The following is a 24,081-nucleotide window of genomic DNA, read 5'->3' as shown; positions in this document are numbered from 1 at the left end:
GTCCGGGCTGCCCGCACCCGGGGCGATTCCGCCGGGGCCTCAGGTGAGCTGGGGCGATACGACGGTCGCCGGGAGGAACCCGGCCGCGGTGGCCCACGTCAGGGCGGCGGACCACCACTGCGGGGTCGGCGCGGCGAAGCGCACCCCGAGCCGCTCCAGCACCGAGGTCGTCCACGAACTGTCCGCGACGATGTTGCGGTCCCCGAGCTGTGACCAGGTCGACGCCAGCCGGGCCGTCGTCGGATCGCTCCGCTCGGCCCGCGCGAGCGCGAGGGCGAAGGCCGCGTCGTCCGTCAGCTCCACCGGATAGCCGTGCCCGGCCATCCACGCGACCAGTTCGTCGTGCGCCACCTTGTGCGGGGTCTCCACGTGGTAGACGCCCGGCGCCGCGTCCGGGAACATCGCCAGCGCCGCGATACCCGCGGCCACCGTGTCGACATGGGAGAACTCGAACGTCGTCGACGGCCGGCTCGGCGCCGCGCCGGCCAGCACATAGCCCCGGACGACCTGGTAGATCCGGTTGTCCTGGACATTGCGCTGGAACGCGCCGGTGCGGCTGTCCGCGGCGATGTGGCCACTGCGGTGGATATACGCCTGACGGCCCGAGGCCGCCCAGGCCCGCACGGTCTCCTCGGCCCGGAACTTCGCCTTCTCGTACGGGGTGCGGAAGCTCTGGCCGACCCGCAGATCCGCCTCGCTGAACCGCCGCGCGGGCCCGTCGACCCCGCCCGCGACCGCCAGGGTGGACACATGGTGGAAACGGGCCCCGGGCGCCTCGGTGTCGATCCACTCCAGCAGTCTGCGCACCGCCGTGTTGTTGGTCCGCTCCAGATCGGTGGGGGAGGCCACCAGCCGGACGTCCGCCGCGGCGTGCACCACGACCTGCGCCTCCCGGGCGCGGGCGAGACCGGCGGCGGAGAGACCGAGACCCTCCCGGTCGATGTCGCCGGCGATCACCTCCGCGCCGCCGAGCCGGCGGGCCGCGTCCGCGTCGCTGTCCCCGCGCACCAGCGCGGTCACCCGGGCGCCCCGCGCGGTGAGTTCGGTGAGCAGATGCCCGCCGAGATACCCGGTCGCACCGGTGAGCAGCACCCGGGCCGGCTCGCGCACCACCCGCCAGCCGCCCCGGGGCACCGCGGCACCGGTGTGCAGCAGCTGTCCGGAGGTCGACGCCGCCGACCGTACGGGTGCGGGGGCGACCGCGTCCGCGAGGCCGGCCACCGAGCGGGCGAAGGCGGTGAGAATCCGGTCCGCGCTCCCGTGGGAGAGCCTCGGCCAGGCGTAGACGAGATCCGTGACCAGCCTGCCGCCGATGACCCTCGTGGTCAGCCGGAGCGCGTAGAGCGAGTCGCCGGTGGCGCACCGCGCCGAGCCGGCCTGTTCGTCGGCGACCGACCAGCCCAGGGACGGCTCATCGGGCAGCCGGAAGCTGCCCAGGAAGTTGAACCCGACCTCCGGGCGGACCCCCTCCGTGTCCATCGGCAGCTGGGGCGCCTCCCGCAGGCGCTCCTCGGTCTCCCGCACCCGGCGCGCCCGTGCGGGCCCGCCGTCGGCGCTCGCCCGCTCCGCCGCGTCCGGCCCGTCGACGGCAAGCCACTTCACCGCCGTGAACCAGCCCACGGTGTCCAGGTACTGGGCGCCGTCCCCGCCGGTCTCCCGGCCGTGGGTCTCCACCTCGACGCCGAGGCGGTCCTGCCCGCTCCACTCCAGCGCCGCCTCGGCGAACGACGCCAGCAGAACCGCCTCCAGCCGCTGGGCGCCTCCGTGGCGCTCGACGAGCCGGGCGGTCGCCTCCTCGCCGAGGGTCCAGATCAGGGTGGCCGGTTCGGTCCCGCCGGTCGCGTCGTCCACCGGGAGCCGCGGGGCGACCGCCTCCTGGACGGGCGGCGCGGCCGGGGTCCCGGCCGCCCAGGTGTAGAAGTCCGCCGTCGGCGGCAGCTCGGCCCGCCGCCCCGCCAGCTCCGCCCGGTAGGCGGCGGCGAGGTCGTCGAGGAGGATGCGCCAGGACAGCCCGTCGACCACCAGATGGTGCGCGATCAGCGCGAGCCGGTCGTCGACACCGGGGCCGCCGGTGAACAGATGCACCCGCAGCAGGCGTCCGGCCTCCGGGTCGAGACTGCGGTGCAGCTCGGTACAGACGGTGCCGACGGTCTCCGCCACCGGCACCCCCGGCCGGATCGGCGAGCAGCTCACCGCGTCGAGGTCGACCGCGTCCCGGGGGTCCCCGGGGCCGTCCGGACCGACCGGCCGGCGCAGCGCGGGATGGCGCTCCAGCACGGCCGCGACCGCCGCCGACAGGGCCGGCGCGTCGACCCGTACCGCGCACCGCAGGGCCACGGACTGGTTCCAGTGCCGCGGTTCGTCGACGGGCTGCCGGAACAGCCACCGCTGCGCCGGGGCGAGCCGCAGCTCCCGGGCGCCGGTGCGGTCGACCCTCGGCCGGGGCCGGCCCCGGGAGGAGAGGGCGACCGCCGCGAGCCCGGTCGGCGTCGGGTGCTCGTAGAAGTCCTCGAACGCCACACTGTGGCCGCGCCGGCGCAGAAACGCGATCGTCCGCATCGCGAGGATCGAGTCGCCGCCCAGGCTCAGCACATCGGCGTCCGGATCGAGGATCGGCAGCCCCAGCGCGTCCGCCCACAGCTCGGCGACGGCCTGCGCCAGTGAGACCGCGCCCCGGCCGGAGCCGTCGGAGCGCCGCGGCCGGGTACCGCGCGCCCGGGCCTCGATGAGCCCGTTGACGATGGCCCCGAGCCGTTCCCGGTCGAGCTTCCCATTGGTGCCGAAGGGGAAGTCCGGCACCGCGAGGATCGGCTGCGGGACCGAGTAGCCGGGCAGCCGGTCGCGCAGATGGGAGCGGAGCGCGGCGAGCGTCCCGCTCTCGCCGCCCCCGCCGGTCAGCCGGACCGCCGCGAGGAGCTGACTGCCCGCGGGGGTCTCGCGCACCAGGACCGCCGACTGGCCGACCCCGGGGAACTCCTCCATCGCGTGCTCGATGCCGACCGGGTCGACCCGGAAGCCCCGGACCTTCACCTGGCGGTCGGACCTGCCGATGTAGACCAGGTTCCCGTCCGCGCGGCGGCGGCACACATCACCGGTCCGGTACATGCGCCGGCCGCCGTACCGGACGAAGCGGCACGCGGTCTCGTCCGGCCGGCCGAAGTAGCCGGCGCTGACCCCCCGTCCGCCGATGTGGAGTTCGCCCGTCGCCCCCTCGGGGGACAGCCGCAGCTCCACCTCGCCGATCGCCGTGCCGATCGGCACGGTGGCCTCGTCGGCCGGCAGATCGGCCACGGCGGAGGCCAGGAAACAGGTGGCGCCGACGGTCGTCTCGGTCGGCCCGTAGTGATTGGCGACCCGGGCGGCGACCCCCTGCTCCAGCAGGCTCGCGGCGAGCGACCTGGGCAGCGCCTCACCGCCCAGGATCACCGTGTCCAGGGCCGGGCTCCCCGGCGGCCTGCCCGAGAGCAGCGCCGTCAGATGCGACGGAGTCGTCTTCAGCACCGACACCCCGGCCCCGCGCAGCGAGGCCCAGCACGCCTCGGGATCGCGCGCGTGATCGTCCGCCACGACATGCACCGACCCCGCCGCCGCGAGCGCGAGCAGCCAGGAGGTGTGGCCGAGGTCGGCCGCCAGGGTGGTGACATGGCCGACGCACGGCGCGTCGGCCTCCGTGAGACCCAGCCGCTCCCCGAGGGACTCCGCGTAGTGCACCGTGTTGGCGTGCGTGACCGCCACGGCCTTGGGCTCACCGCTCGACCCCGAGGTGAAGGAGAGATACGCCAGATCGGCGGGGAGCGGCGCTTCGGCGGCGGGGGTTCCGGGCGGAGCGCTCCCGGCCAGCGCGTCGATGTCGAGCACTTCGGTCCTGCAGGGCTCCGGTGCCCGGATGTCCCCGGTGGCGGTGAGCGCCCAGCGCACCTCGACCGCCTCCAGCCGTCTGCGCACATCGGGCGCGCTCCACCCCGGATCGATCACCACGGCGGTGGCGCCCGAACGCATCACTCCGTACAGCAGCGCCCACAGCCGGGCGTCCCTGGCGCCGAGTACCGCCACCCGGTCGCCGCGCCCCAGACCGAGACCGGTCAGCCGGGCCGCGACATGGCCGGTCACGGCGGCGAGGGTGCGGTAGTCGAGTGTGCGGACCCCGTCGCTCACGGCGGGGCGGTCCGGGTGGGCGAGCGCGTTCCGTATCAGCAGTTCGGGCAGCGAGGCGGGGGCTCGCGTCGCGCGGGTCATTTTCGTCGACCTCCGGTTGGGGCATGCGGTGCGATGTCACCGGCGACGAAGGCCGTCAGCTCGTCGTCGAGCGGCAGCCGCTGGGCCAGTTCCCACGCGACCATGCGGTGCAGACCGTCGAGATGGACGAGACCGTCACCGGGGCTCAGGCCCGCGTAGTCCTCGTGCGGCACCGGGTGCGTACTGAGATAGATGGAGGTGAAGGGGGAGTCCCGGAAGCGGGCGAGCTTGGCCGCGCACACCGGGCACGCCTCGGTCCACTCCGCCTCGCGCGAGCGCAGCCGCCGGACGGCCTGACCGACGGTCAGCCCGGACCTGGGCACGAGGTCGCACCCGCCGCCCTCGCTGAGGTGCCAGGGCAGCATGACGTCGAGGACCTCGGTCCGGGAGAGCAGGACCTTCGACCACCGGGCGAAGACCTCGTCCGCCAGCACCAGGGCGTCGTCCGCGTCCTGGTTGGTGTTGGCCTCGTGCTCCCGCTCCGCGGGGTGGTCCCGGTGGAAGCTCGTCCGCACCTCGTCGAAGGTGACCGGACTGACGACCTTCATGTTGGCAGTGCCTCCTCAAAGGGATGGTGAGTACTCGGTGAAATGATCCTCCGAGAAGAGCTCGGGCCACCGGCCACCGTCGAGATTCAGCTCCCTTGCGCGGGTCAGCATGTGCCGCCAGTACGGCTTGACGGGCCGCCACCGCGCACCCGTACGGCAGTAGGACGCGTCGACGAAATACCGCGGCCGGCCCGAGTCGTCCGGGCTCGGCTCCGGCCGGCGGGCGTGCATCAGCGCGGAGTTGACCAGCAGGGTGGAGCCCGGGGGCAGCCGGTCCACCACGATCTCGCCCGGCAGTTCGGCGGTGCCGTGGTGGGAGAGTTCGGACTTGCTCCGCTTCTCGTGGTGGGAGCCGGGCAGCAGCGCGAGACTCCCGACCGTGCCGTCCAGGCCGCCCAGGTAGTGCAGCGCGTGCACCATCAGCAGCGGCTCCCCGCCGCCGTCGTGCGGCTCGTAGTCGTGGTGCCAGGGTTTGCCCGCGATCCCGGGGTTGTGCCGGTTGCTGTGCATGTGGTGGAAGACGAACGGGCCGCCCATCAGCTCGTCGACCACCTCCAGCAGCGGCTGATGGGTGAGCAGTTCACCGTGGGCCGGCAACTCCAGCTCCAGCACGGGCGGAGGGCCCTGCGAGGCGGGGTCGACGCAGGCCCTGATGGACTCGGCGCGCAGGCCGTCGTCCACCCAGCGGTCCACTTCGCCGGTGAGCCGGTCCCTCAGCGACTCGGGCAGCAGGCCCGGCAGTACGAGATAGCCCGACTCCGCGAACTGTTCCCGCTGCGCTGATACTGTTCCGCTGCCCTCTAATGAGACTGGCATGTGAAATCTCATCCTTTCCCCTGACAGTGACGTGTAAAACGTTTCTTCAGAGCGGCCGGACCGTCCCGGCCGCGAGCGGTGTGGAGTCTGCCTCGGCGGTGGACGGCCACCGTGCCGAAGCTATGTCGGTCTGACCCTGCGGGGCCCGGGTGTGCTCGCCCTGCCCAGCGGCGAGAGGCCGGTTCCCAGCCAGACCAGGCACTGGACGGCGCACACGGTGACGAACAGCGCCGAGGTGCCGAACTCGGTGAGCAGCCAGCCGCCGAGCAGGGCGCTGAAGGGAATCGCCGCGAACGGCACGGCGCGCTGGAGGCCGACCACCCGTCCCAGAAAGGCCGGATCGACGGCGCTCTGGCGGTAGGTCCGCCACGGCACGACGAAGGTGGAGGTCGCCGCGCCGGCGAGGAAGCAGCACACCGTCAGCGCCGGTATGTCCGCCCTGGCCGTGGGCAGCAGCAGGGCGAGGGCCATGGCCCCCATCGCGTTCCGCATCAGCGTGCCCGCCTCGAACCGGCGCAGCAGCGCCGGCGCGGCCATCGCGCCGAGGACGGCCCCCAGTCCCTGCGCCGCCGTCACCAGGGCGAGCGACGCGGGTATGCGCCCGTCGGGTCCGGCCACCATGAAGATCAGATTGGCCGCGACGGCGGGGAAGGTGAAGTTGGCGAGTGTGAGCAGGGCCGTGGCCCACAGCAACCCCCGGTCCGTGGTGATGACCCGCAGCCCCGCGGTGAAGTCCGGCCGCAGGGAGCGGCATGCCTGGCCGATCGAGGTCCGCAGCCGCGCGCCCGCGGGGCCGGCCGCCGTGGCGCCGATCAGCAGAGCGGAGAGTGCGAACGACATCCCGTTGAGGGTGCTCGCCACAGCCGGTCCCAGCAAGGTGACCACGGCGATACCGGCGACGGGCCCCAGCATGCTCAGGGTGCCGTCGGTGCCCTGCACCCAGGCGTTCATGGCGGCTCTGCGCTCCGGTGCCACCCGTTCGACGAGAAACCCCTGGAACGCGGGGAACGAGAACGGTCTGACACAGCCGAGCAGAAAGGCCGCGGCCATGACCGGAACGACCGATGGGTCGCTCAGGCACAGCACGGCGATCCCGGCGACGATCACCGCCGAGACCACATCACACATGATCATGAGTCGCCGCCGGTCGGCCCGGTCGGCCACCACTCCGCTGAACAGGCCGATCACCACGAAGGGAAGGAACTCCACCGCGTAGGTGAGCGCGGTCGAGATCGCTGATCCGGTCAGTTGGAGCACCAGAGCGGGGAGAGCGAACCGGAAGATCCAGTCACCGCTGCTGGAGACGATGAACGCGGCCCGCAGGAACCTTTCCTCACGGAGCCCCGCGTCGGTGCTCACAAGGCTCCCGGGGCGCGGGGTCCGCCGATGGGCCCGGCGCCGGGCGGACCGGCGGCGGATGGCCGGATGGCCGGGGTCCCCACAGCGGGGAGTTTGGCGTGTACTCGCGGTCCGGCCCCGGCGCGGAGCGTGCGGGAGCCATCCCGGGCCTCAGCGGACAAGGGGTGTCGGGCCCGCCGCCGGCGGTGACCGCCGCGGTGGGAGAAGCGCATGCGCGGTTGTTCCGTTTCTCCGCATCACAAGGTCCTCTCAATAAGGCGTACCGCAGCCCTGAACCCGGGGGCCGGGGGGCCGTGTGGCCGCCCCCACCTGCGGGGAGGGCTGCTGGGCTCTAGCCTGCCCGGCGACCGGCACGCTGGGCATCGTGGAAAACCACGAGCTTGGTGAGAGCGGGGGCCGGGCGGGGTGGTGACACGTGTCCCGGTAGGGCGGTCGCGGTGACGTGACGGGTGGGTGGTGGCTGGGTCCGCGGGCGGTGGCCGGGTCTGCGGGCGCCGGCGTCAGGAGGGGGGCGCGGCCAGCCGGGCGGCCAACTGGGTCCGCCGCTCCACCCCGAGCTTCTTGTACGCGTTGGTGAGATGGGTCTCCACCGTGCGGCGGGCCAGCTGGAGCGTGACGCAGATCTGGGCGTTGGTCAGCCCCTGCACGGCCAGGTCCACGATGCGCCGCTCGGCCTGGGTCAGCTCCTTGCAGCAGTCCTGAGCGGCGTGGGGCTTACGGGTGCGCGCGGCCCGCAGCGCCCTCCCGATGCTCTCCACCAACCGGGACATGCGCGGCGCCGCGAGCGGTGGCGCGGTGGCCGCCGCGGGCACCAACCGCTGCGCGAGATGCATCGCCTCGCTCAGGGTGGTGCGGCCCTTGCGGGTCTGGCCCACCGCCGCCTGGGCCCGCCCCAGGTCGTTCAGCGCCTCGATCAGCTCCACCGGCGCCGGCGCGGTGCGCAGCAGCTCCACCGCCTCCGTGAGCGTCTTCAGACCGCGCCCGCCGCCGACGGCCACGGCCTGGGCGCGCAGCGCGACCCCGACGACCCGGGGGGTCCCCCAGGCGCGGGCGTGCCGCAGATTCTCCTCCGCCAGCTCCACCGCCTCCGCCGTCCGGCCGAGCCGGACCAGGACGGTGGCGGCGCCGGCCCGCCACGGCTGGCTCACCGGGTTGACGAACCCCCGGACCGTCATCCGGGCCCCGCAGTCCAGATAGCTCTCCAGGGCCTCCTCCCAGCGGCCCTCCGCCGTGTACATCCGGCCCCGGGCGCAGCGGACCTCGTCCCATCCCCAGGTGGTCCTCGCGCCCTCGGCGCCGAGCGCGGCGAGCTGCTCCCAGGCCCGCTCCCGGTAGCCCAGCTCGTGCCAGGCGACGGCCACCATCGCGTGGAGATACGGCAGCTGGACGCCCCCGCCCCGGGCCGACTCCAGCAGCGGGGTGTTCTCCTCGATGACCCGCCGGAACCGGCCCGCCCGCAGATCGACCGTGGCCCGGGTGGTCAGCAGATACTGGTGGCCCATATGGGTCAGGTCCGGCTGCCCCGGCAGCTCCCGCTCGACCAGCGCCCGGGCCTCGTCCAGCCGGTCGGCCCACTCCAGCAGGGACGCCGCCGACGCCACCCAGCCGGTGCGCAGCCGGGTGTCGACCGGGGCGCTGAGGCGCGAGGTGACGCGGGCCACCGCCGTACCGGCGTCGAGCCGCCCCGTGCCGGCCTCGTGGACGGTGGCCAGCGCACAGGCCAGCGGCTCCACCGAGTCGGGTGCGGTGCCCATCAGTTCGTGCATCTCCGCGGCGGCCCGGTGCCACCCCTGGGCGTCGTGGGTGGACATCCCCGCCACGCTGATCCGGACGGCGGTGGAGAGCTGCTGGTCGCTGATGCGGTTCCCGGCCTCCTCCATCACCCGGATCGCGGTGGCGGTGCGGCCCTGGGCGAGAAGCGATCCGCTCAGCGCCGACGCGACCGCGTACGGGTCGTGGCAGTCGGCCCGGGAGAGGCTCTCCCGGAGCCGGCGGGTCCCCGCCTCCGAGGATCTGAGCATCTCCAGCGCCCCCAGCCGCAGAGTGATCGCGATGTGCCGGGCGGGCGGCACCGGCCCGGTCATCGCGTGCCGCAGCAGCCGGGCGGCCCGTTCGGGGCGGCCCGCGCTCAGCGCGCTCTCCGCCGCCTCCTCCAGGGTGCGGGTCATCCACTCCTCGCCCGTCTGGCGGAGCCGCAGCAGATGCTCCGCTATCTCGTCGGCGGACGCGCCCAGTTCATAGAGGGACTGGGCCAGCCGGTACCGGTACCGGTCGAGTTCGGCGGGGTCGGCGGCGGCGAGCACCGCCTCCCGGGCCGGGGGGTGGGCGAGCATCCGTATCAGCGGCTCGACCCGGCGTGGATCGGCCGACTCGCTCGGCGCGAGCCCGGCCACCTCCCCGAGCAGCGCCGGGTCCAGGGCCGCGGGGGAGCCGCCCGCCAGGGCCACGGCCAGCGCGAGCGGGCGCCGGAACAGCGCCGTGGGCGAGTGCAGCCAGCGGGCCATGGCCCTGCGGTAGCGGGTCCCGGAGAGATCGGCCAGACCACGCGGCGGCCGGCCGTCGGGCAGGTCGGCGAGCAGGGCCCGCAGCAGCATCGGATTGCCCGCGGTCGCCCCGGCGCACAGTCGGGCCGCCTCGCCCCGCACGCCGTGGGCCGCGAGCAGTTCGGTGACCGCTCCGGGTCCGAGCGCGGGCACCGGCACCTCCGCGCCGGTCGCGTCGCAGAGGCCCGCCCGGCCGTCCGGCGGGTCGTCCGGCTGCGCGCCGGCGCCCTCTCCCCAGGAGGTGAGGAGGAGCAGCGCCGGCACGTCCGAGAGCCGGCGGGTGAGGTATCCGAGCCACCGGCGGGACGGCTCGTCGGCCAGATCCAGGTCCTCCACGGCCAGCAGCACGGGCCGGCGGGACGCGGTGTCGGCGAGGGCATCGGTGAGCCGGTGGAAGATCCGCTGCTCCTCGGCCGGCGCGGGCTCGTCGAACGGCAGCGGCCCGGAGCGCGGGAAGAGCTGGCGCACGACCGAGAAGGCGAAGCCCGACTCCTCGGGAGAGGCCCGGACCCGCAGGGTCCGCATCCGTCCGTCCGCCGCTTCCCGGCGGACGATCTCCTCCAGCAGCGCGGTGCGGCCCGATCCCGCCTCACCGCGCAGCAGCAGCCAGCGCCCGTGCCCGGAGCGGGCCGACGCGGCACTCCGCGCGGCGGTGTCGAGTAACCCGTTCCGTTCAAGTAGCAGCTCTGCCATAACACCCTCCCCAATTGATCACATTCGAATCGACATTCCCCTCCGGCCCGGGGTTTTACTCCAGGTTCGCGGCTTTCTGCCATCTCCCGTCTCATCCCCCGGACCGTTCCGGATCGAGGGAACCGGCCGGGCTCCGGGGAACCGGCCGGGTCGCCCTCCGGCGCGGGCCGCCGCCCGCCGGGGGCGAAGACCGGTCACCGTGGTGATACGGCCAAGTGATCGCGTACGGGCCGGGGTCCCGCCGGGAGCCCGCCGCCCGGCCGGGCCGCCCGCCGGCTCTCGCTCCGAGGCCGGGTCCCGCCGGGGCGACCGCTTCCGGCCCACCGCTCTGGTCTGCGCGGACGAGTCCGGTGGCCGCGAGGGGCAGCGGCGTCGCGGGCGCTCGGCGAGCGGGGCGCCCCCCCGGTGCCCGGCGCGTTCCCATGATCGGGCGATTCCCGCCGGCGGCCACTGCCGGGCTCCTGTTCGCGCCACTCCCCGGGGAATACGTTGACTCTCGGCGAGAGGCCTGCTTAGCCTTGGCGGGCTCATCCAAGTGGATTTTTGTTCAACTAGCCGATTCCGAACGAAACCATGGAACCCCGGCCGCGACCCGGCCGGAAATCCGAACGGTACTCCGGGCCTCTTCACGGACCGCGCACAGAGACATTTCCCGTACCGAGAGCACTCACGTGGATGGGTGAGAAATGAAGAATCTCTCCGCCGACCAGTCAGGGGAGCCGACGCATCTCATCGGCGACGACCTCGCCACACTTCCGGGTCTTCTGCGCGAGCGGGCGCAATCCCAACCGGAGGCCGTGGCGGTCGTTCACGAGGACGGAATCCTCACCCGGCGCGAACTGTCCGACCGCAGTACGGCGGTGGGCCACCAGCTGTGGCGCATGGGCGTCCGGTCCGACGACCGCGTCGGTGTCTTCATGGAACCCTCGGCCGATCTCATGGCCGGTGTCTGGGGAATTCTCTCCTCCGGCGGCGCCTATCTGCCGCTTTCGCCGGAGTATCCGGACGAGCGATTACGGTACATGGTCGAGGACGCCCGGGCGGCGGTGGTCCTCACCCAGGAGTCGCTCCGGAGCCGGCTGGAGGACCTGGTGCCGGTGGGCACCAGAGTGGTCACCTTCCGGGACCTGGAGAACTTCACGGCCTCCTGGCCCGGTTCCGGCGAGCGGAGTGCACCGGTTCCCTTCCTCCCCGGCCGTCTGGCCTACGTCATCCACACCTCGGGCAGCACGGGAAAGCCCAAGGGCGTCATGATCGAACACCGCGGTGTCGTCAGCCAGTTGCGGTGGCTGGCCTCGGTCCACGGGATCGGCGACGGCAGCGTCGTGCTCCAGAAGACCCCCCTGAGCTTCGACGCCGCGCAGTGGGAGATCCTCGCCCCGGCGTGCGGCGGCACCGTCGTCATGGGCGCCCACGGGGTGCAGCGCGACCCCGACCGGCTCATCGACACCGTCGTCCGGCACGGGGTGACCGTCCTCCAGGGCGTACCGACGCTGCTCCAGGCGCTCGTGGACACGGAGGGCTTCACCCGCTGCACCTCCCTCCGCCGGATCTTCAGCGGCGGCGAGGCGCTCTCCCGGGATCTCGCCCAGCGGTGCCTGGACGCGCTGCCCGGCTGCGAACTGGTGAATCTCTACGGGCCCACGGAGTGCACCATCAACTCCGCCTCCTTCACCGTGGACCGCGCGACGATCGCCGAGGGCCCCCAGGCGATTCCCATCGGCCGGCCCGCCGACGGGACCGAGCTGCACATACTCGACCGGTCCGGGGCGCCGGTGGCCGCCGGGGAGATCGGTGAGCTGTACATCGGGGGCGTACAGCTCGCCCGGGGATACCTCGGCCGGCCGGAGCTGACCGCCGAACGCTTCGTCGAGGTCCCGGCGCTCCCCGGTGTGCGGCTCTACCGCAGCGGCGATCTGGCCCACTGGAACGACGACGGCACCGTCCAGTTCGCCGGACGCGCCGACAGCCAGGTCAAGCTGCGCGGATTCCGGGTCGAGCTGGACGAGATCAGACTCGCCATCGAGACGCACAGCTGGGTCAAGAACGCCGCGGTCGTCGTCAAGGACGACTCCGTCACCGGTTTCCGCCGGCTGCTCGCCTTCGTGGAACTCAGCGCCAGGGAGGCCGCGCTGATGGACCAGGGCCAAAACGGAGACCACCACCGGTCCAAGGCGGACCGGCGCCAGGTCAGGGCACAGCTCTCCAACGCGGGCTGCCGGGAGCCGGGCGAGATCGAGGGCCGGCCCGCCGTCCGGCTGCCGGGCGCCGAGGCCCGGCCCGGGCAGCGCCGGCGGGCCTTCGCCCGCAAGACCTACCGCTTCTACGAGGGCGGGGACATCCGCAGGGCGGATCTGCTCGCCCTCCTCGGCCCCCGGGTCCGGGGCGCGGGCCGCTCCCGCGAGCCCGGGGCACTGGGCCTGGACGACCTCGGCCGGATACTGCGGGACTTCGGGCAGCACCTCAGCGCGGAGCGGCTGCTTCCCAAGTACGCCTACGCCTCGCCGGGTTCGCTCTACGCGACCCAGCTCCATCTGGAGCTGAACGGTGTCGCGGGGCTGGAGCCGGGTTATTACTACTATCACCCACTGCTCCACCGGCTGATTCTGATCCGGGCCGGCACCGAGCGGTCCGGCACCCGGTGCGCGGTCCATCTGATCGGCCGGAGGAAGGCCATAGAGGCGGTCTACCGGGACAATGTGCGGGAAGTGCTGGAGATAGAAGCCGGTCATATGATCGGACTCTTCGAGGAAATTCTGCCCGCCGAAGGTCTCGACATCACGGCCGGTGCCCACACACCGGATGTGCGGAATCAACTGGAATGCTCCGAGGACGACTACTATCTCGGCACCTTCGACCTCGTCCCGCACGGCACCGTCCCGCACCGCGATCCGTACGACATCTATGTGCAGACCCACCCGGGCCGCGTTCCCGATCTTCCCGCCGGTCAGTACCGCTATGCCGAAGGGGATTTACAGCGGCTGTCCGACGATTTGATACTGAAGAAGCATGTCATCGCCATCAACCAGCGGGTGTACGAGCGCGCGAGTTTCGGCATCAGCATCGTTGCCCGCTCCAACGATCCGCGTACGCACTATGTCGATCTCGGCAGAAAGCTCCAGCACCTCCAGATGAACGGCCTCGGGCTCGGCTTCATGTCGTCCGGATACAGCTCCCGTACCGGAAACGATCTGATGTCGGCGGTCCGGCTCGCCAAGATCCTGGACCGGGCCGGCGCGGAGGCCGGCCCCTCCTACTTCTGCGTCGGGGGCCGGGTGAGCGACGAGCAGATCCGCGGCGAGGGGATGAAGGAGGACACCGTGCACATGACCGGGCCGGCCGAGCTGATCAGAGAGGATCTGGTCACCTTCCTGCCCGACTACATGCTGCCGAACCGGGTGGTCGTGGTGGACCGGCTGCCCCTGACCGCGAACGGGAAGGTCGACGTCAGGGCGCTGGCGGCCAGGGAGGACGGCAACCCGGGGCAGGGGCGGGTCTTCACCGCTCCGCGCACCAGGACCGAGGAGACCGTCCGCGACATCTTCTCGGCGGTGCTCGGGCGCGAGGGCCTCTCGGTGCGGGACGACTTCTTCGAGGCCGGCGGCAACTCGCTCATCGCCCTCCGTCTCGTCGCCGCCGTGAACAAGGAGTTCGGCAGTTCGCTGCCGCTCCAGGTGGTCTTCACCTCCCCGACCGTCGAGGCGATCGCCCGGCTGCTGGAGGGCGACGACGAGATCCCGGCCTCCCGGCTGGTCCGGCTCCAGGGCCGGGGCGCCGCGAACCCCGTCCTCTGCTGGCCCGGCCTCGGCGGCTACACCATGAACCTCCGCCCGCTCGCCGGGCTGCTGGGCGCGGAACGGCCCTTCTACGGTGTCCAGGCACACGGCATCAACGGCTCCGAGACCCCCTTCCGCACCCTCGGCGAGATGGCCGCCGAGGACATCCGGGCCATCAAACGGCTCCAGCCGGAGGGTCCGTACACCCTCTGGGGCTACTCCTTCGGCGCGCGCACCGCCTTCGAGACCGCGTACCGCCTCGAACAGGCCGGGGACCGGGTCGACCACCTCTTTCTGATCGCCCCCGGGTCACCGGGGCTGGAGACGGCCCCGACGGCGACGGCGGGCCGGTCCGGCGACTACCGCGACCCGGCCTATGTGACCATCCTCTTCTCCGTCTTCGCCGGCACGGTCACCGGCCCGCTGCTGACGGAGTGCCTGCGTGCCTCGGCCGACGAGGACAGCTTCGTCTCCTTCGTGACCGGGCACTTCCCCGGCCTCGACGCGGAGCCGGTGCGCCGCATCATCCGCATCGTCGAGCTGACGTACTCCTTCACCTACGAGTTCCATGAGCTGCGGGAGCGCCGGATCAGCGCCCCCGTGACCCTCTTCAAGGCCCGGGGGGACGACTACTCCTTCATCGAGAACAGCGCCGCCTACTCCGCCGAACCCCCGACCGTCGTCGAACTGGGGGCGGACCACTACGGCATCCTCAGAAGCCCGGGCGTCGACGAACTGGCGCGCCGCATCCGCGAACGCCTGGCACCCGGGCGGCCGGCCTGACGGCGCCCCCGACCGCCCCCCGGGCCCCGACCGCGCCCCCGATCAGCCGACCCCGACAGAGAAACGGGACACGACCGTGCGTCACACCGTGCACCAGGCCATTCCGCTCGTGTACAACGAAGAGGTCCGCGAGGCCGTCGAGACCGGACGGCCGGTGGTCGCGCTGGAGTCGAATGTCATCACCCATGGGCTGCCCTACCCGGACAACGCCGCCACGGCCCACCAGGTGGAGGCGGCCGTGAGAGCCGGAGGCGCGGTGCCCGCGACGATCGGCATCGAGGACGGCCGGATTCTCGTCGGCATGACCGATGACGACATCGACCGCTTCGCCACCGCGTCGGGCATCCCCAAGGTCAGCAGCCGGGACATGCCCGTGGTCCTGGCCAAGGGCGGCATGGGGGCCACCACCGTCGCCTCCTCCCTGGTCGCCGCCCATCTGGCGGGCATCCCGTTCTTCGCGTCCGCGGGCATCGGCGGTGTGCACCGGGGAGCGGAGACGACGATGGACATCTCCTCGGACCTCATCCAGTTCACCCGCTCCCCGGCAGCGGTCGTCTGCGCGGGGGCCAAGAACATCCTCGACCTGGGTCTGACCATGGAGTTCCTGGAAACCCACTGTGTTCCGGTCGTCTCCTACCGCTTCGACGACTTCCCCGCGTTCTACTGCCGCTCCAGCGGACTGCGCAGCCCGCACCGGCTCGACGACGAGAAGCAGATCGCCCGCGCCGTCGAGAACCACTGGGCCCTGGGCAACCGGAGCGCCATCCTCATCACCACCCCCACCCGGGAGGAGGACGCCATCGACAGCGCGGAGATCAGCGCGGTGATCGACGAAGCGGTCCGGGCGGCCGACCGCGAGGGAGTGCGGGGCAACGCCCTGACGAAACATCTGATGCGCTCGGTCGACCGGGCCACCCGGGGCCGGTCCGCCCGCGCCAACATGGCCGTGCTCATCAACACGGCGGAAGTGGCCGGCCGCCTGGCAGCCGCCCACGCGTCCCTCCGCGCCGCAGCCGACACCGGTCCCGCCGGACTCTGAAGGAGCGCCCGATGGCATATGTCGCGATCTTCGATCTGGACGGAACGCTGGTGGACACCCCCCAGGCGATCGTGAGGACCTTCACCGCGGCCTTCGCGGCCCTGGGAGCGCCTCCCCGGGAGGCGCAGCAGATCCGGGCCACCATCGGCATGCCCCTGGAAGGGGCCTTCGGCCGTCTGATGGGGATCGCCCCGGAGGACGACCGGGTCACCGCCGCGGTGGCGGAGTACCAGCTCGCCTTCCGCGAGATCATCCTTCCCCGCGCGGGCGAGCTGGTCTTCCCCGGTGTCCGCGAGGGCCTCGCCGAGCTGCGCCGCCAGGGCATCCCCACCGCCGTCGCCACCAGCAAGTTCCACGAGAGCGCCGACGCGCTGCTGCGCGCGGCGGATCTGCGCGAGGAGTTCGCCGTCGTCCTCGGCGCGGACCAGGTGACCCGCCCCAAACCCGACCCGGAGATGGGCCACGAGGTCCTGCGGCTCCTCGGCGCCACCCCCGGGGAGGCCGTCATGGTCGGGGACACCACCCACGACCTGCTGATGGCACGCGCGGCCGGGATGCGATCGATCGCGGTCACCTACGGCATCCACAGCCGCGCGGAGCTGCTGTCGGCCGGGCCCACCTGGGTCGCCGACACCTTCGACGGCGTACTGGCCTGCCTCGCCGAGGGGCGGGGCGCGGACCTGAGGGAGAGCGAGACCCCCGTATGAACGAGAACGGGCGCGAATCGACCGGCGGCACGGCCCTCGTCCAGCGACTGCTCGACGACCGCAGCCACCACATCGAGTTCAACGGCCATCTCACCAACCATGTGAAACACGCCGTCGTGGCGCTGGCGGGGCTCGGCACACCCCCGGAGCGCATCAAGCGGTACCACGACACCTACGCGCGCCTCACCCCCTACGGCTACGGACTGGAACCGGCCCGGGGCTCACGCCACACCATCACCGAGTCCACCTGGCAGGAGCACCTCGGGCAGCGCACCAGCTTCTCCGCCTACTGCGACTTCTTCGACCGCCAGGAGCGGGACCTCGGCATGGCGGAGGTGCTCAACCGGTATCTCCCCCTGCTCCTCCCCGGCTGGGTCGGGGCCTTCACCCACGCCACCATCCACGTCGGCTGGGCACTCGACGCCGGCAGCCGGTGGATGACGGTGGAGGGCCTCGCGTACATGGCGTTCTCCTCGGTCGACTGCCACCCCGAGCGGATGTCACCGGACACCGCCGACAGCGCGGGGGAGACACCCGTCGACTCGCTGCTCCGGTTCGCCGGCGCCTGGGAGGGCGGGAGCCCGGGGCTCCCGGAGCGGGTGCGGAAGGTGCTCGACGACACCTCGCCGGAGGCCGTCGCCGGCATGCCCGCCGAACTCCTCCGGTCGGGGCTCCAGTACCGGATCGCCCGGATGCTCCGGGAAGGCGATCCACTGGTCTACCGGACCCCCGCCTGGGCCGCGGACCAGCCGTCCGCCACCAGTTGGGAGCAGCTCTACTACGCCGTGACCCTGCTCTACCTCGCCCGGCCGGGGGACTTCGTCCTCCTCCATCTGATCACCTCGCTGCACGCCATGGAGCAGATCTCGCTCCGGCTGCCCGAGGAGCGGCGCCGATGGGTCGTCGCCCTGTACTGGACCGGCCTCCTGTGCATCGTCCTCTCCGAGGGCGGCTTCCCCGCGCGGGCCAAGCTGGCCGCCCTCCACCGCGCGTTCAAGGACTCCTCCGACGGCCCCGGCGACCCGCTCGCCGAGCGGGACTGGGCCCACCTCGTCGCCCGCGCCGTGGAGGAAGAGGAGGAGCACAACCCCAAGCTGGTGTACGTGCTGCGGCGGGTGTGGGACCGGACCGGGGGAGTGTCGCTGTTCCGCGCCGCGGCCGGCCAGTTCACCACCACACCGGAGCTTCCCCCTTCGTTCGAGGAGCCCCCCGCGGAATGACCATCCACGAAGAGACCGGCCGGGCGCCGGACCCGGCGACCGCCGCTCTCGACCCGCACCTGCGCGACCGGGTCCATCTCCTGCCGCAGACCGATCAGCTCCGGGCCCTGCACACCGTCATCCGCGACCGGGACGCCCGCCGGGAGGACTTCGTCCTCCACTCGCGGCGGATCATGCGCCTGCTCATCGAGACGGGGCTCGGTCTGCTCCCCTTCGAGCCGCACGAGGTGCGGACCCCCGTCGGAAGGGTGTACGAGGGCCGGCGCTTCGCCTCCCGGCTCTGCGGGGTCCCCATCATGCGGGCCGGCGAGAGCATGGAGGCCGAGCTGCGCGCGGTCTGCCCCGCCGTCCGCATCGGGAAGATCCTCATCCAGCGGGACCGGGTGACCAAGCTGCCCCATCTGTACTACGCGGCGCTGCCCGAGGACATCGCGGAGCGCCAGGTCCTGCTGCTCGACCCGATGCTGGCCACCGGCGGCACCGCGCTCGCCGCCATCCGGCTGCTGCTCGACCGGGGTGTGCCGGAGGAGAACATCACCTTCATCACCTTCATCACCGTGCCCGAGGGGATCAGGGCCGTCTGCGGGCCGCACCCCCGGATACGGCTGGTCACCTCGGCCATCGAGGAGGGCCTCAATGAGAACGCCTACATGCTGCCGGGCATCGGGGACTTCGGCGACCGCTACTTCGGCACGGACGGCTGACACGGACGGCCGGCCCGGCGGCTGACCTGGACGGCCGGCCCGGGCGGTTCCCCGGACGGGGCACCGCCCTCTCCGCCCGGACCGGACCGGACCTCAGCCGATCTGCCGGTCGCGGCCCGCCAGCAGACCGGCCGCCAGCTGCGGCACCATCAGGACCGCCAGCAGCGCCAGCGGGGCGCTCCAGCCGTCGCTGCTCTCGTAGAGCGTGCCCACCAGGATCGGGCCGGGGATCGACAGCAGATAGCCGACGCTCTGGACGAAGGCGGAGAGCCGGACCACCGTCCCGCTGTCCCGTCCCCTCATCCCGATCATCGTCAGCGCCAGCGGGAAGGAGCAGTTGGCGACGCCCAGCAGCACCGCCCACACCCAGGGCGCGCCCGCCGGCGCCAGCCACAGCCCCGCGTACCCGGCCAGGCCGAACAGCCCGACGACGACCGCGATGACGCTCTGGTTGGGCAGCCGGCCGGCGACCGCCGCCAGGGCGAAGGAGAGCGGCACACCCAGCAGCGAGGTGACGGCGAAGAGCAGCCCGGCGGTCTCGGCCGAGAGGCCGGCGTCACGGAAGATCTGCGGCAGCCAGCCGATGATGACGAACGCGGCGGTGGCCTGGAGACCGAAGTAGACCGCGAGGGCCCAGGCGGTGGGGTCACGGGTGAGCCGGATCTCCGGTACGGGGACGGGGGCCGCGGCCCCCGGCTCCGGCGCGGCGGCGGGGGTCCGGCCGCGGGCGAGGGCCAGCCACGGCGGCAGCGCCACGGCCGCGACCGCCGCCCACGCGCCCAGACCCCAGCGCCAGTCGCCGCCGAAGGCCTGGGCCAGCGGGACGGTGACGGCGGCGGCGGTCGCGGCGCCGATGTTGAGCGCCATGGAGTAGAGCCCGGTCATCATCCCGACCCGGTCCGGGAAGCGCTGCTTGACCACGACCGGCAGCAGCACATTGCAGAACGCGATACCGGCCAGCGCCAGCGCGCTCAGGGCCAGGAACAGCCAGGTGCTCCCGGCCGCCGCCCGCAGGGACAGCCCGGCGACGATCGCCGCCAGACCGAGGACGACCACACCGTCCGCCCCGAACCTGCGGGCCAGCCGGGGGGCGGTCGAGCCGATCAGCGCGAAGCAGAGCGCCGGTAACGAGGTGAGCAGCCCGGCGATCACCGCACTCATCGCCAGGCTGTCGCGGGCCTCTTCGAGCACCGGGCCCAGACTGGTGACGGCGGGCCGCAGATTCAGCGCCGCCAGCACCAGGGCCACCACGACGAGACGCCGCCCCCAGACCCCGGACGGACCCCTGGCCCTGCGGGTATCCGCTTCCGGCGGGCGCACCACTTCGTCATGAGGCATGGCTCATCATAGGAGCGGGAAAGCGAGCGGCGTCCAGTCAACACCCCTGCGGAGCAAGGCGGATCGGCCGGCCGGGAGCCCCGGCCGGGGCGTCAGGCACGGGCGAGCCGGTTGCGGTGCCGGCCGAGCCCCCCGATCTCCAGTTCCATGACATCGCCCGCCCGGAGATAGGGGAAGCGGCCCGACAGCGCCACCCCCTGTGGCGTACCGGTGTTGACCAGATCACCCGGCTCCAGGACCAGATACTGCGAGAGATGCCGGATGATCTCCGCCACCGAGAAGATCATGTCCGCGCTGGTGGAGTCCTGGCGCGGCTCGCCGTTCACCCAGGAGCGCAGCCTCAGCCGCTGCGGGTCGGGGATCTCGTCGGTGGTGACCAGCCACGGACCGAGCGGGTTGAAGGTCTCGGCGCTCTTGCCCTTGGACCACTGCCCTCCCGGCGCGCCCAGTTGCACCGCCCGCTCGGAGACATCGTTGCTGAGGACGTACCCGGCGACATGCGCCAGCGGGTCGTCGTCCGCCGACAGATACCGGGCCCGGCGGCCGATCACCACCCCCAGCTCCACCTCCCAGTCGGTCCGCTCCGACCCCCGGGGGATCAGCACCTCGTCCTCGGGCCCCGCCAGGGAGTTGGGCGCCTTGTAGAAGAGGACCGGCTCATCGGGGGCGCTCGCCCCGGACTCGGCCGCGTGCGCCGCGTAGTTCTGGCCGATGCACAGGACCGACCCCGGCCGGGCGAGGGGCGGAGCGATCCGCTCCCCGGTGACGTCGGTCTCCGCCAGGGAGCCGTCCGCCACCGCCGCCGCCACCCGGTCGAGCCCGCCCCCGGCGAAGAACTCGGGCGTCAGATCCCCGGTGACCGGGGAGAGATCGAGGTGCCTGCCGTCCCCGGCGTACAGGACGGGCCGTTCGCTGCCGGCCGGGCCGACGCGCATCAGTCGCATGGTGGTCCACTCGTTTCACTCGGGGATACGGGAGGGCATGGCGCGGGCGGTGGGCTGCTCGACCCGGGCCAGCGCAGCCGGGCCCACCGCGTGCAGCAGGGGTGTGCCGCCGAGGAAGCGCTCGACCTCGGCGACGGTGCTCTCGCCGAGCGCCCGATGGCCCTCGGCGGTGGCCGCGGCCCGGTGCGGGGTGAGCAGCACATTGCCCAGGGACCGGAAGGGGTGGTCCACGGGGAGCGGCTCCTGGTCGAAGACGTCCAGCGCCGCGTCGATCCGCCCGGTGCGCACCTCCGCCAGCAGCGCCGACTCGTCCACCAGCCAGGAGCGCGCGGTGTTGACCAGCCCGGCGCCGTCCGGCATCAGGGCCAGCTCGCGGGCGCCCAGCAGATGCCGGGTCTCGGGCAGCGCCGGGGCGTGCACGGCCACGATCCTGCTGGTGCGCAGGAGTTCGTCCAGCGGCGCGGTGCGCACCCCGAGCCGGCCGGCCTCCTCCTCGCCCAGACACGGGTCGAAGACGGTGACCTCCGCGCCGAGCGCCCGGGCGAGCGGAATGTACGCCCGGCCGGTGCGGGAGGCCCCGATGACACCGACCGGGCAGCCCCGGATCTCGTGCTGCGGCGGCATCGCGGTCGCGGCGGCCCAGTCGGCCCCCGTGCGCAGGGCGTGGTCGAACCGGTGGACGCGGTGCAGCAGGTTCAGGGTGAAGGTGAGCGAGACCTCGGCGACCGGGGGCGCCATGGCCGCCCCGGCCTGGGTGACCAGGACACCCCGGTCGAAGACCTCCCGGGTGATGTAGGGGCTGATCGCGCCCCCGGTGTGGGCGATCAGCTCCAGACGCGGGGCGGCGGCCAGCAGCGCGCCGTCGACCAGCGGTGCGCCCCAGGCGGTGACCAGGACACGGGCCCCGCCGCCCGCGGCGAGCGCCCGGGCGAGCGCGGCCCGGTCGTCGTGCGCCTCCAGGACGGCGGGTTCGGCGGCCCGGGCCAGCCGCCGCCAGACCTCGGGCGCGAAGAACGCCTGCCGCAGCCGCGCCGGGACGGCGACGACGGCCCGGGGCCGGTGCCCCTCGTCCGGGGCGGTGTCAGCGGAGCCAGTCATCGGGGTGCTCCTTCGCGAAGTCGTCACCGGCGAGCCGGGGGCGGTTCCGGGCGGACCCGGGCGGTCTCCTCCGCCCGGCCGGGGGAGAGGTGCTCGCCGGGTCCGGGTACCGGGTTCCGGCGAGGAGCCCCCGCCGGCGCAGTATCTCGTGGACGACGGCGATACGACACCGGACGTCGTGCCGCACGGCGCACACGGCCGCGTCCGCCCCGCCGGGCCGCGCGGCGCGGGGGACCCACCACCGAGCGGACCGCCGCCGGTCATCTCGTATGCTCCCGGCCATGAGCAGCGGGGAATCCGGGGAACAGCGGGTCATCGATGGGCGGTTCGCGCTGGAGGCGCGGCTCGGCGGTGGCGGCATGGGGACGGTGTGGCGGGCGCGCGATCTGCTCCTGGACCGGGCCGTCGCGCTGAAGGAGGTACGGCCGCCCGATCCCGCGCTCGCCGAGTACGACCCGGAGGCGGCGCGGGTGCTGCGCGCCCGGGTGCTGCGGGAGGCCCGCGCGCTCGCGCGGGTCGACCACCCCAACGTGGTCACCATCCACCATGTCGTGGACGGGGGCGAGGACACCTGTCCGTGGCTGGTGATGGAACTGGTGACGGGTGGATCGCTGCACGACCGCCTGGCCCGGGGGCCGGTGGAGCCCGCCGCCGCGGCGGTGCTCGGGCGCGAGGTGCTGGCGGCGCTGCGGGCCGCGCACGGCGCCGGCATCCAGCACCGGGACGTCAAACCCGCGAACGTCCTGCTGCGGCCGGACGGCCGACCGGTGCTCACCGACTTCGGCATCGCCGCGATCCGCGAGTCGACCGCCCTCACCGCGACCGGGGCCATGATCGGTACGCCCGACTACATGGCGCCCGAACGGATCACCGGGGAGGCCGGCGGGCCCGCGTCGGACCTCTGGTCGCTGGCGATGATGCTGTACGTCGCGGTGGAGGGCCGCCACCCGCTGCGCAGGGCGACCACCCTCGCGACGCTCGCCGCCGTCCTCAGCGAGGAGGTGCCGCCCCCGCGCGGGGCCGGACCGCTGACCGGTGTGCTCACGGCGCTCCTGGTCAGGGACCCGGCGGCACGCCCGGCCCCGGAGACCGTGGACCGTATGCTGGCGGCGGCGGCGGAGCCGGTCCGGGGCGCGCCGGAGGAGACGCGGGGGAGCGGTGGCGGGGAGACCTCGTACCGTCTCACCCCGCCCTCCCGGCCGGTTCCGGGGGACGCGCCGGTTCCGGGGCGGGGCAGCGGTGAGCGCGGACCCCGCGCGGTTCGCCGCACGGCGGTCGCCGGCGCGCTCGCCGGTACGGTGCTCACCGGCGTACTGGTGTGGGCGCTGCTCCCCGGACCGGACCGCGACAACAGCCCTCCGGCCGCCGCGCCGTCCGGCACCTCCGCCTCGGCCTCCGCCACTCCTTCCCGGCCGCCCGCACCCTCCTCCGGGGCACCCGGGACGGCCCCGGCGCCGAAGGAGAAGGCGGAGAAGGCGGAGACGGAGGAGAAACGGCGGAGTCCGGAGGCGCCCGGGACCCGGGAGTCCCCGGGGCTGCTGACCCCGATCGCCATCCGCGCGGCCATCGGGGAGATCACGGCGGAGACGGGCACCGACCGGGTGGGCAGCCTCTCCGTCCATCCGGAGCACATCTCCCTGGACAGCATGGTCCCGGGCAGCGACAAGAAGTACGACATGTACATCTACCGGGTCGGACAGGGAGTCTCCCGCAGCCCGGTCAGCGGCACCCTGAGCGGCGGCCGGCAGCCGGTGGACCTGGACGACTTCGACTGGAGTGCCGTTCCCGCCCTCCTGGAGAGAGCGGACCGGGAGCTGGGGGTCGAGGAACCGACCTCGCGGTATCTCCTCGCCGAGGGGGCGAACGACATCTTCGGCACACCCCCCGGGCTGACCGTCCACCTCTCCGACCGCTACCACAGCGGCGGCTACCTCCAGGCCGACCGCCGGGGGAGGGTCACCAAGGTGTCCCCGGCCGAATCCTGACAGCCGGTCCCCGCCACGCGAGCACGGGCCACAGCCACCGGGGCCACCCGCGCCCGGCGGGCACCGGGCCAGGCCCTCCGCTGCCGCCGCACCGTGCCCGGTCACTTCTCCGTCGGGAACCGGCCAATCTCTCCGGCAGGGCCGAGGCGCCCTTCCCAGCGGGCTCCCCCGGGTGCTCTTCTGTGGTCCGTACCCAACGCCGTACCGTCCCCGTTCGGCCATTCTCCCGGCTCAGCGCAGTTTCTCGGCTCCGCCCTGCTCCTCGGTTCCGCCCTGTTCCCCGAACCCGGCA

Annotated in this window: 14 protein-coding genes; 6 read left to right on the top strand and 8 right to left on the bottom strand. The window is 73.3% G+C overall.

The window, feature by feature from the left end:
• Positions 1 to 39: 39 nt before the first annotated feature.
• The 5 genes from ABT122_RS12580 to ABT122_RS12560 form a co-directional block, all read right to left on the bottom strand.
• Positions 40 to 4,236, bottom strand: coding sequence for an SDR family oxidoreductase (locus tag ABT122_RS12580; RefSeq protein ID WP_351549530.1), 4,197 nt, complete (start codon positions 4,234 to 4,236; stop codon positions 40 to 42).
• A complete protein-coding gene (locus ABT122_RS12575; protein WP_351549527.1) occupies positions 4,233 to 4,784 on the bottom strand; it encodes a DUF6309 family protein in 552 nt (183 codons plus the stop codon). Before ABT122_RS12575 ends, ABT122_RS12580 begins: the two co-directional genes overlap by 4 nt.
• A gap of 15 nt (positions 4,785 to 4,799) precedes the next feature.
• Positions 4,800 to 5,600 carry a phytanoyl-CoA dioxygenase family protein gene (locus tag ABT122_RS12570; protein ID WP_351549524.1) on the bottom strand — a complete coding sequence of 267 codons (801 nt, stop codon included), beginning with the start codon at positions 5,598 to 5,600 and terminating at the stop codon, positions 4,800 to 4,802.
• 120 nt (positions 5,601 to 5,720) lie between these two features.
• On the bottom strand, positions 5,721 to 6,959 hold the full coding sequence (locus ABT122_RS12565; protein ID WP_351549520.1) for an MFS transporter: 1,239 nt from the start codon (positions 6,957 to 6,959) through the stop codon (positions 5,721 to 5,723).
• Positions 6,960 to 7,459: 500 nt separating this feature from the next.
• Positions 7,460 to 10,195, bottom strand: coding sequence for a LuxR C-terminal-related transcriptional regulator (locus tag ABT122_RS12560; RefSeq protein ID WP_351549517.1), 2,736 nt, complete (start codon positions 10,193 to 10,195; stop codon positions 7,460 to 7,462).
• A 686-nt stretch (positions 10,196 to 10,881) separates the two neighbouring features.
• Between ABT122_RS12560 and ABT122_RS12555 the strand changes: the two genes are divergently transcribed.
• From ABT122_RS12555 to upp, 5 genes are all read left to right on the top strand, one after another.
• Positions 10,882 to 14,754: a non-ribosomal peptide synthetase family protein gene (locus ABT122_RS12555; RefSeq protein WP_351549514.1), complete on the top strand. Its 3,873-nt coding sequence runs from the start codon at positions 10,882 to 10,884 to the stop codon at positions 14,752 to 14,754.
• Between the two features lie 76 nt (positions 14,755 to 14,830).
• Positions 14,831 to 15,793, top strand: a complete 963-nt coding sequence (locus ABT122_RS12550; protein WP_351549511.1) for a pseudouridine-5'-phosphate glycosidase — start codon at positions 14,831 to 14,833, stop codon at positions 15,791 to 15,793.
• 11 nt (positions 15,794 to 15,804) lie between these two features.
• Complete coding sequence (locus ABT122_RS12545; RefSeq protein WP_351549509.1) at positions 15,805 to 16,500, top strand: HAD family hydrolase; 696 nt, start codon at positions 15,805 to 15,807, stop codon at positions 16,498 to 16,500.
• On the top strand, positions 16,497 to 17,720 hold the full coding sequence (locus tag ABT122_RS12540) for a questin oxidase family protein (protein WP_351549506.1): 1,224 nt from the start codon (positions 16,497 to 16,499) through the stop codon (positions 17,718 to 17,720). Before ABT122_RS12545 ends, ABT122_RS12540 begins: the two co-directional genes overlap by 4 nt.
• Positions 17,717 to 18,424, top strand: coding sequence for a uracil phosphoribosyltransferase (upp, locus tag ABT122_RS12535; RefSeq protein WP_351549503.1), 708 nt, complete (start codon positions 17,717 to 17,719; stop codon positions 18,422 to 18,424). The genes ABT122_RS12540 and upp overlap by 4 nt, the downstream gene beginning before the upstream one ends.
• A gap of 93 nt (positions 18,425 to 18,517) precedes the next feature.
• Here the strand turns inward: upp and ABT122_RS12530 are convergent, their stop codons facing one another.
• From ABT122_RS12530 to ABT122_RS12520, 3 genes are all read right to left on the bottom strand, one after another.
• Entirely contained in the window at positions 18,518 to 19,762 is a 1,245-nt protein-coding gene (locus tag ABT122_RS12530; RefSeq protein WP_351549501.1) for a CynX/NimT family MFS transporter, read from the bottom strand.
• A 92-nt stretch (positions 19,763 to 19,854) separates the two neighbouring features.
• Positions 19,855 to 20,706 carry a fumarylacetoacetate hydrolase family protein gene (locus ABT122_RS12525; RefSeq protein WP_351549499.1) on the bottom strand — a complete coding sequence of 284 codons (852 nt, stop codon included), beginning with the start codon at positions 20,704 to 20,706 and terminating at the stop codon, positions 19,855 to 19,857.
• Between the two features lie 15 nt (positions 20,707 to 20,721).
• On the bottom strand, positions 20,722 to 21,804 hold the full coding sequence (locus ABT122_RS12520; RefSeq protein WP_351549497.1) for a hydroxyacid dehydrogenase: 1,083 nt from the start codon (positions 21,802 to 21,804) through the stop codon (positions 20,722 to 20,724).
• Positions 21,805 to 22,085: 281 nt separating this feature from the next.
• Between ABT122_RS12520 and ABT122_RS12515 the strand changes: the two genes are divergently transcribed.
• Positions 22,086 to 23,789, top strand: coding sequence for a serine/threonine-protein kinase (locus tag ABT122_RS12515; protein ID WP_351549494.1), 1,704 nt, complete (start codon positions 22,086 to 22,088; stop codon positions 23,787 to 23,789).
• Positions 23,790 to 24,081 lie beyond the last annotated feature (292 nt).

The sequence above is a fragment of the Streptomyces sp. NPDC001985 genome (assembly GCF_040296845.1).
Taxonomy (GTDB): domain Bacteria; phylum Actinomycetota; class Actinomycetes; order Streptomycetales; family Streptomycetaceae; genus Streptomyces.
The sequence above is the reverse complement of the archived record's forward strand: the minus strand, read 5'-3'. Positions and strand labels throughout refer to the sequence as shown.

Bases quoted from the DNA above. Each gene is read 5' to 3' on its own strand.
- ABT122_RS12580 (WP_351549530.1), bottom strand. From the start codon at position 4,236: ATGACCCGCGCGACGCGAGCCCCCGCCTCGCTGCCCGAACTGCTGATA.
- ABT122_RS12575 (WP_351549527.1), bottom strand. From the start codon at position 4,784: ATGAAGGTCGTCAGTCCGGTCACCTTCGACGAGGTGCGGACGAGCTTC.
- ABT122_RS12545 (WP_351549509.1), top strand. From the start codon at position 15,805: ATGGCATATGTCGCGATCTTCGATCTGGACGGAACGCTGGTGGACACC.
- ABT122_RS12555 (WP_351549514.1), top strand. From the start codon at position 10,882: ATGAAGAATCTCTCCGCCGACCAGTCAGGGGAGCCGACGCATCTCATC.
- ABT122_RS12525 (WP_351549499.1), bottom strand. From the start codon at position 20,706: ATGCGACTGATGCGCGTCGGCCCGGCCGGCAGCGAACGGCCCGTCCTG.
- ABT122_RS12520 (WP_351549497.1), bottom strand. From the start codon at position 21,804: ATGACTGGCTCCGCTGACACCGCCCCGGACGAGGGGCACCGGCCCCGG.
- upp (WP_351549503.1), top strand. From the start codon at position 17,717: ATGACCATCCACGAAGAGACCGGCCGGGCGCCGGACCCGGCGACCGCC.
- ABT122_RS12530 (WP_351549501.1), bottom strand. From the start codon at position 19,762: ATGCCTCATGACGAAGTGGTGCGCCCGCCGGAAGCGGATACCCGCAGG.
- ABT122_RS12540 (WP_351549506.1), top strand. From the start codon at position 16,497: ATGAACGAGAACGGGCGCGAATCGACCGGCGGCACGGCCCTCGTCCAG.
- ABT122_RS12515 (WP_351549494.1), top strand. From the start codon at position 22,086: ATGAGCAGCGGGGAATCCGGGGAACAGCGGGTCATCGATGGGCGGTTC.
- ABT122_RS12560 (WP_351549517.1), bottom strand. From the start codon at position 10,195: ATGGCAGAGCTGCTACTTGAACGGAACGGGTTACTCGACACCGCCGCG.
- ABT122_RS12570 (WP_351549524.1), bottom strand. From the start codon at position 5,600: ATGCCAGTCTCATTAGAGGGCAGCGGAACAGTATCAGCGCAGCGGGAA.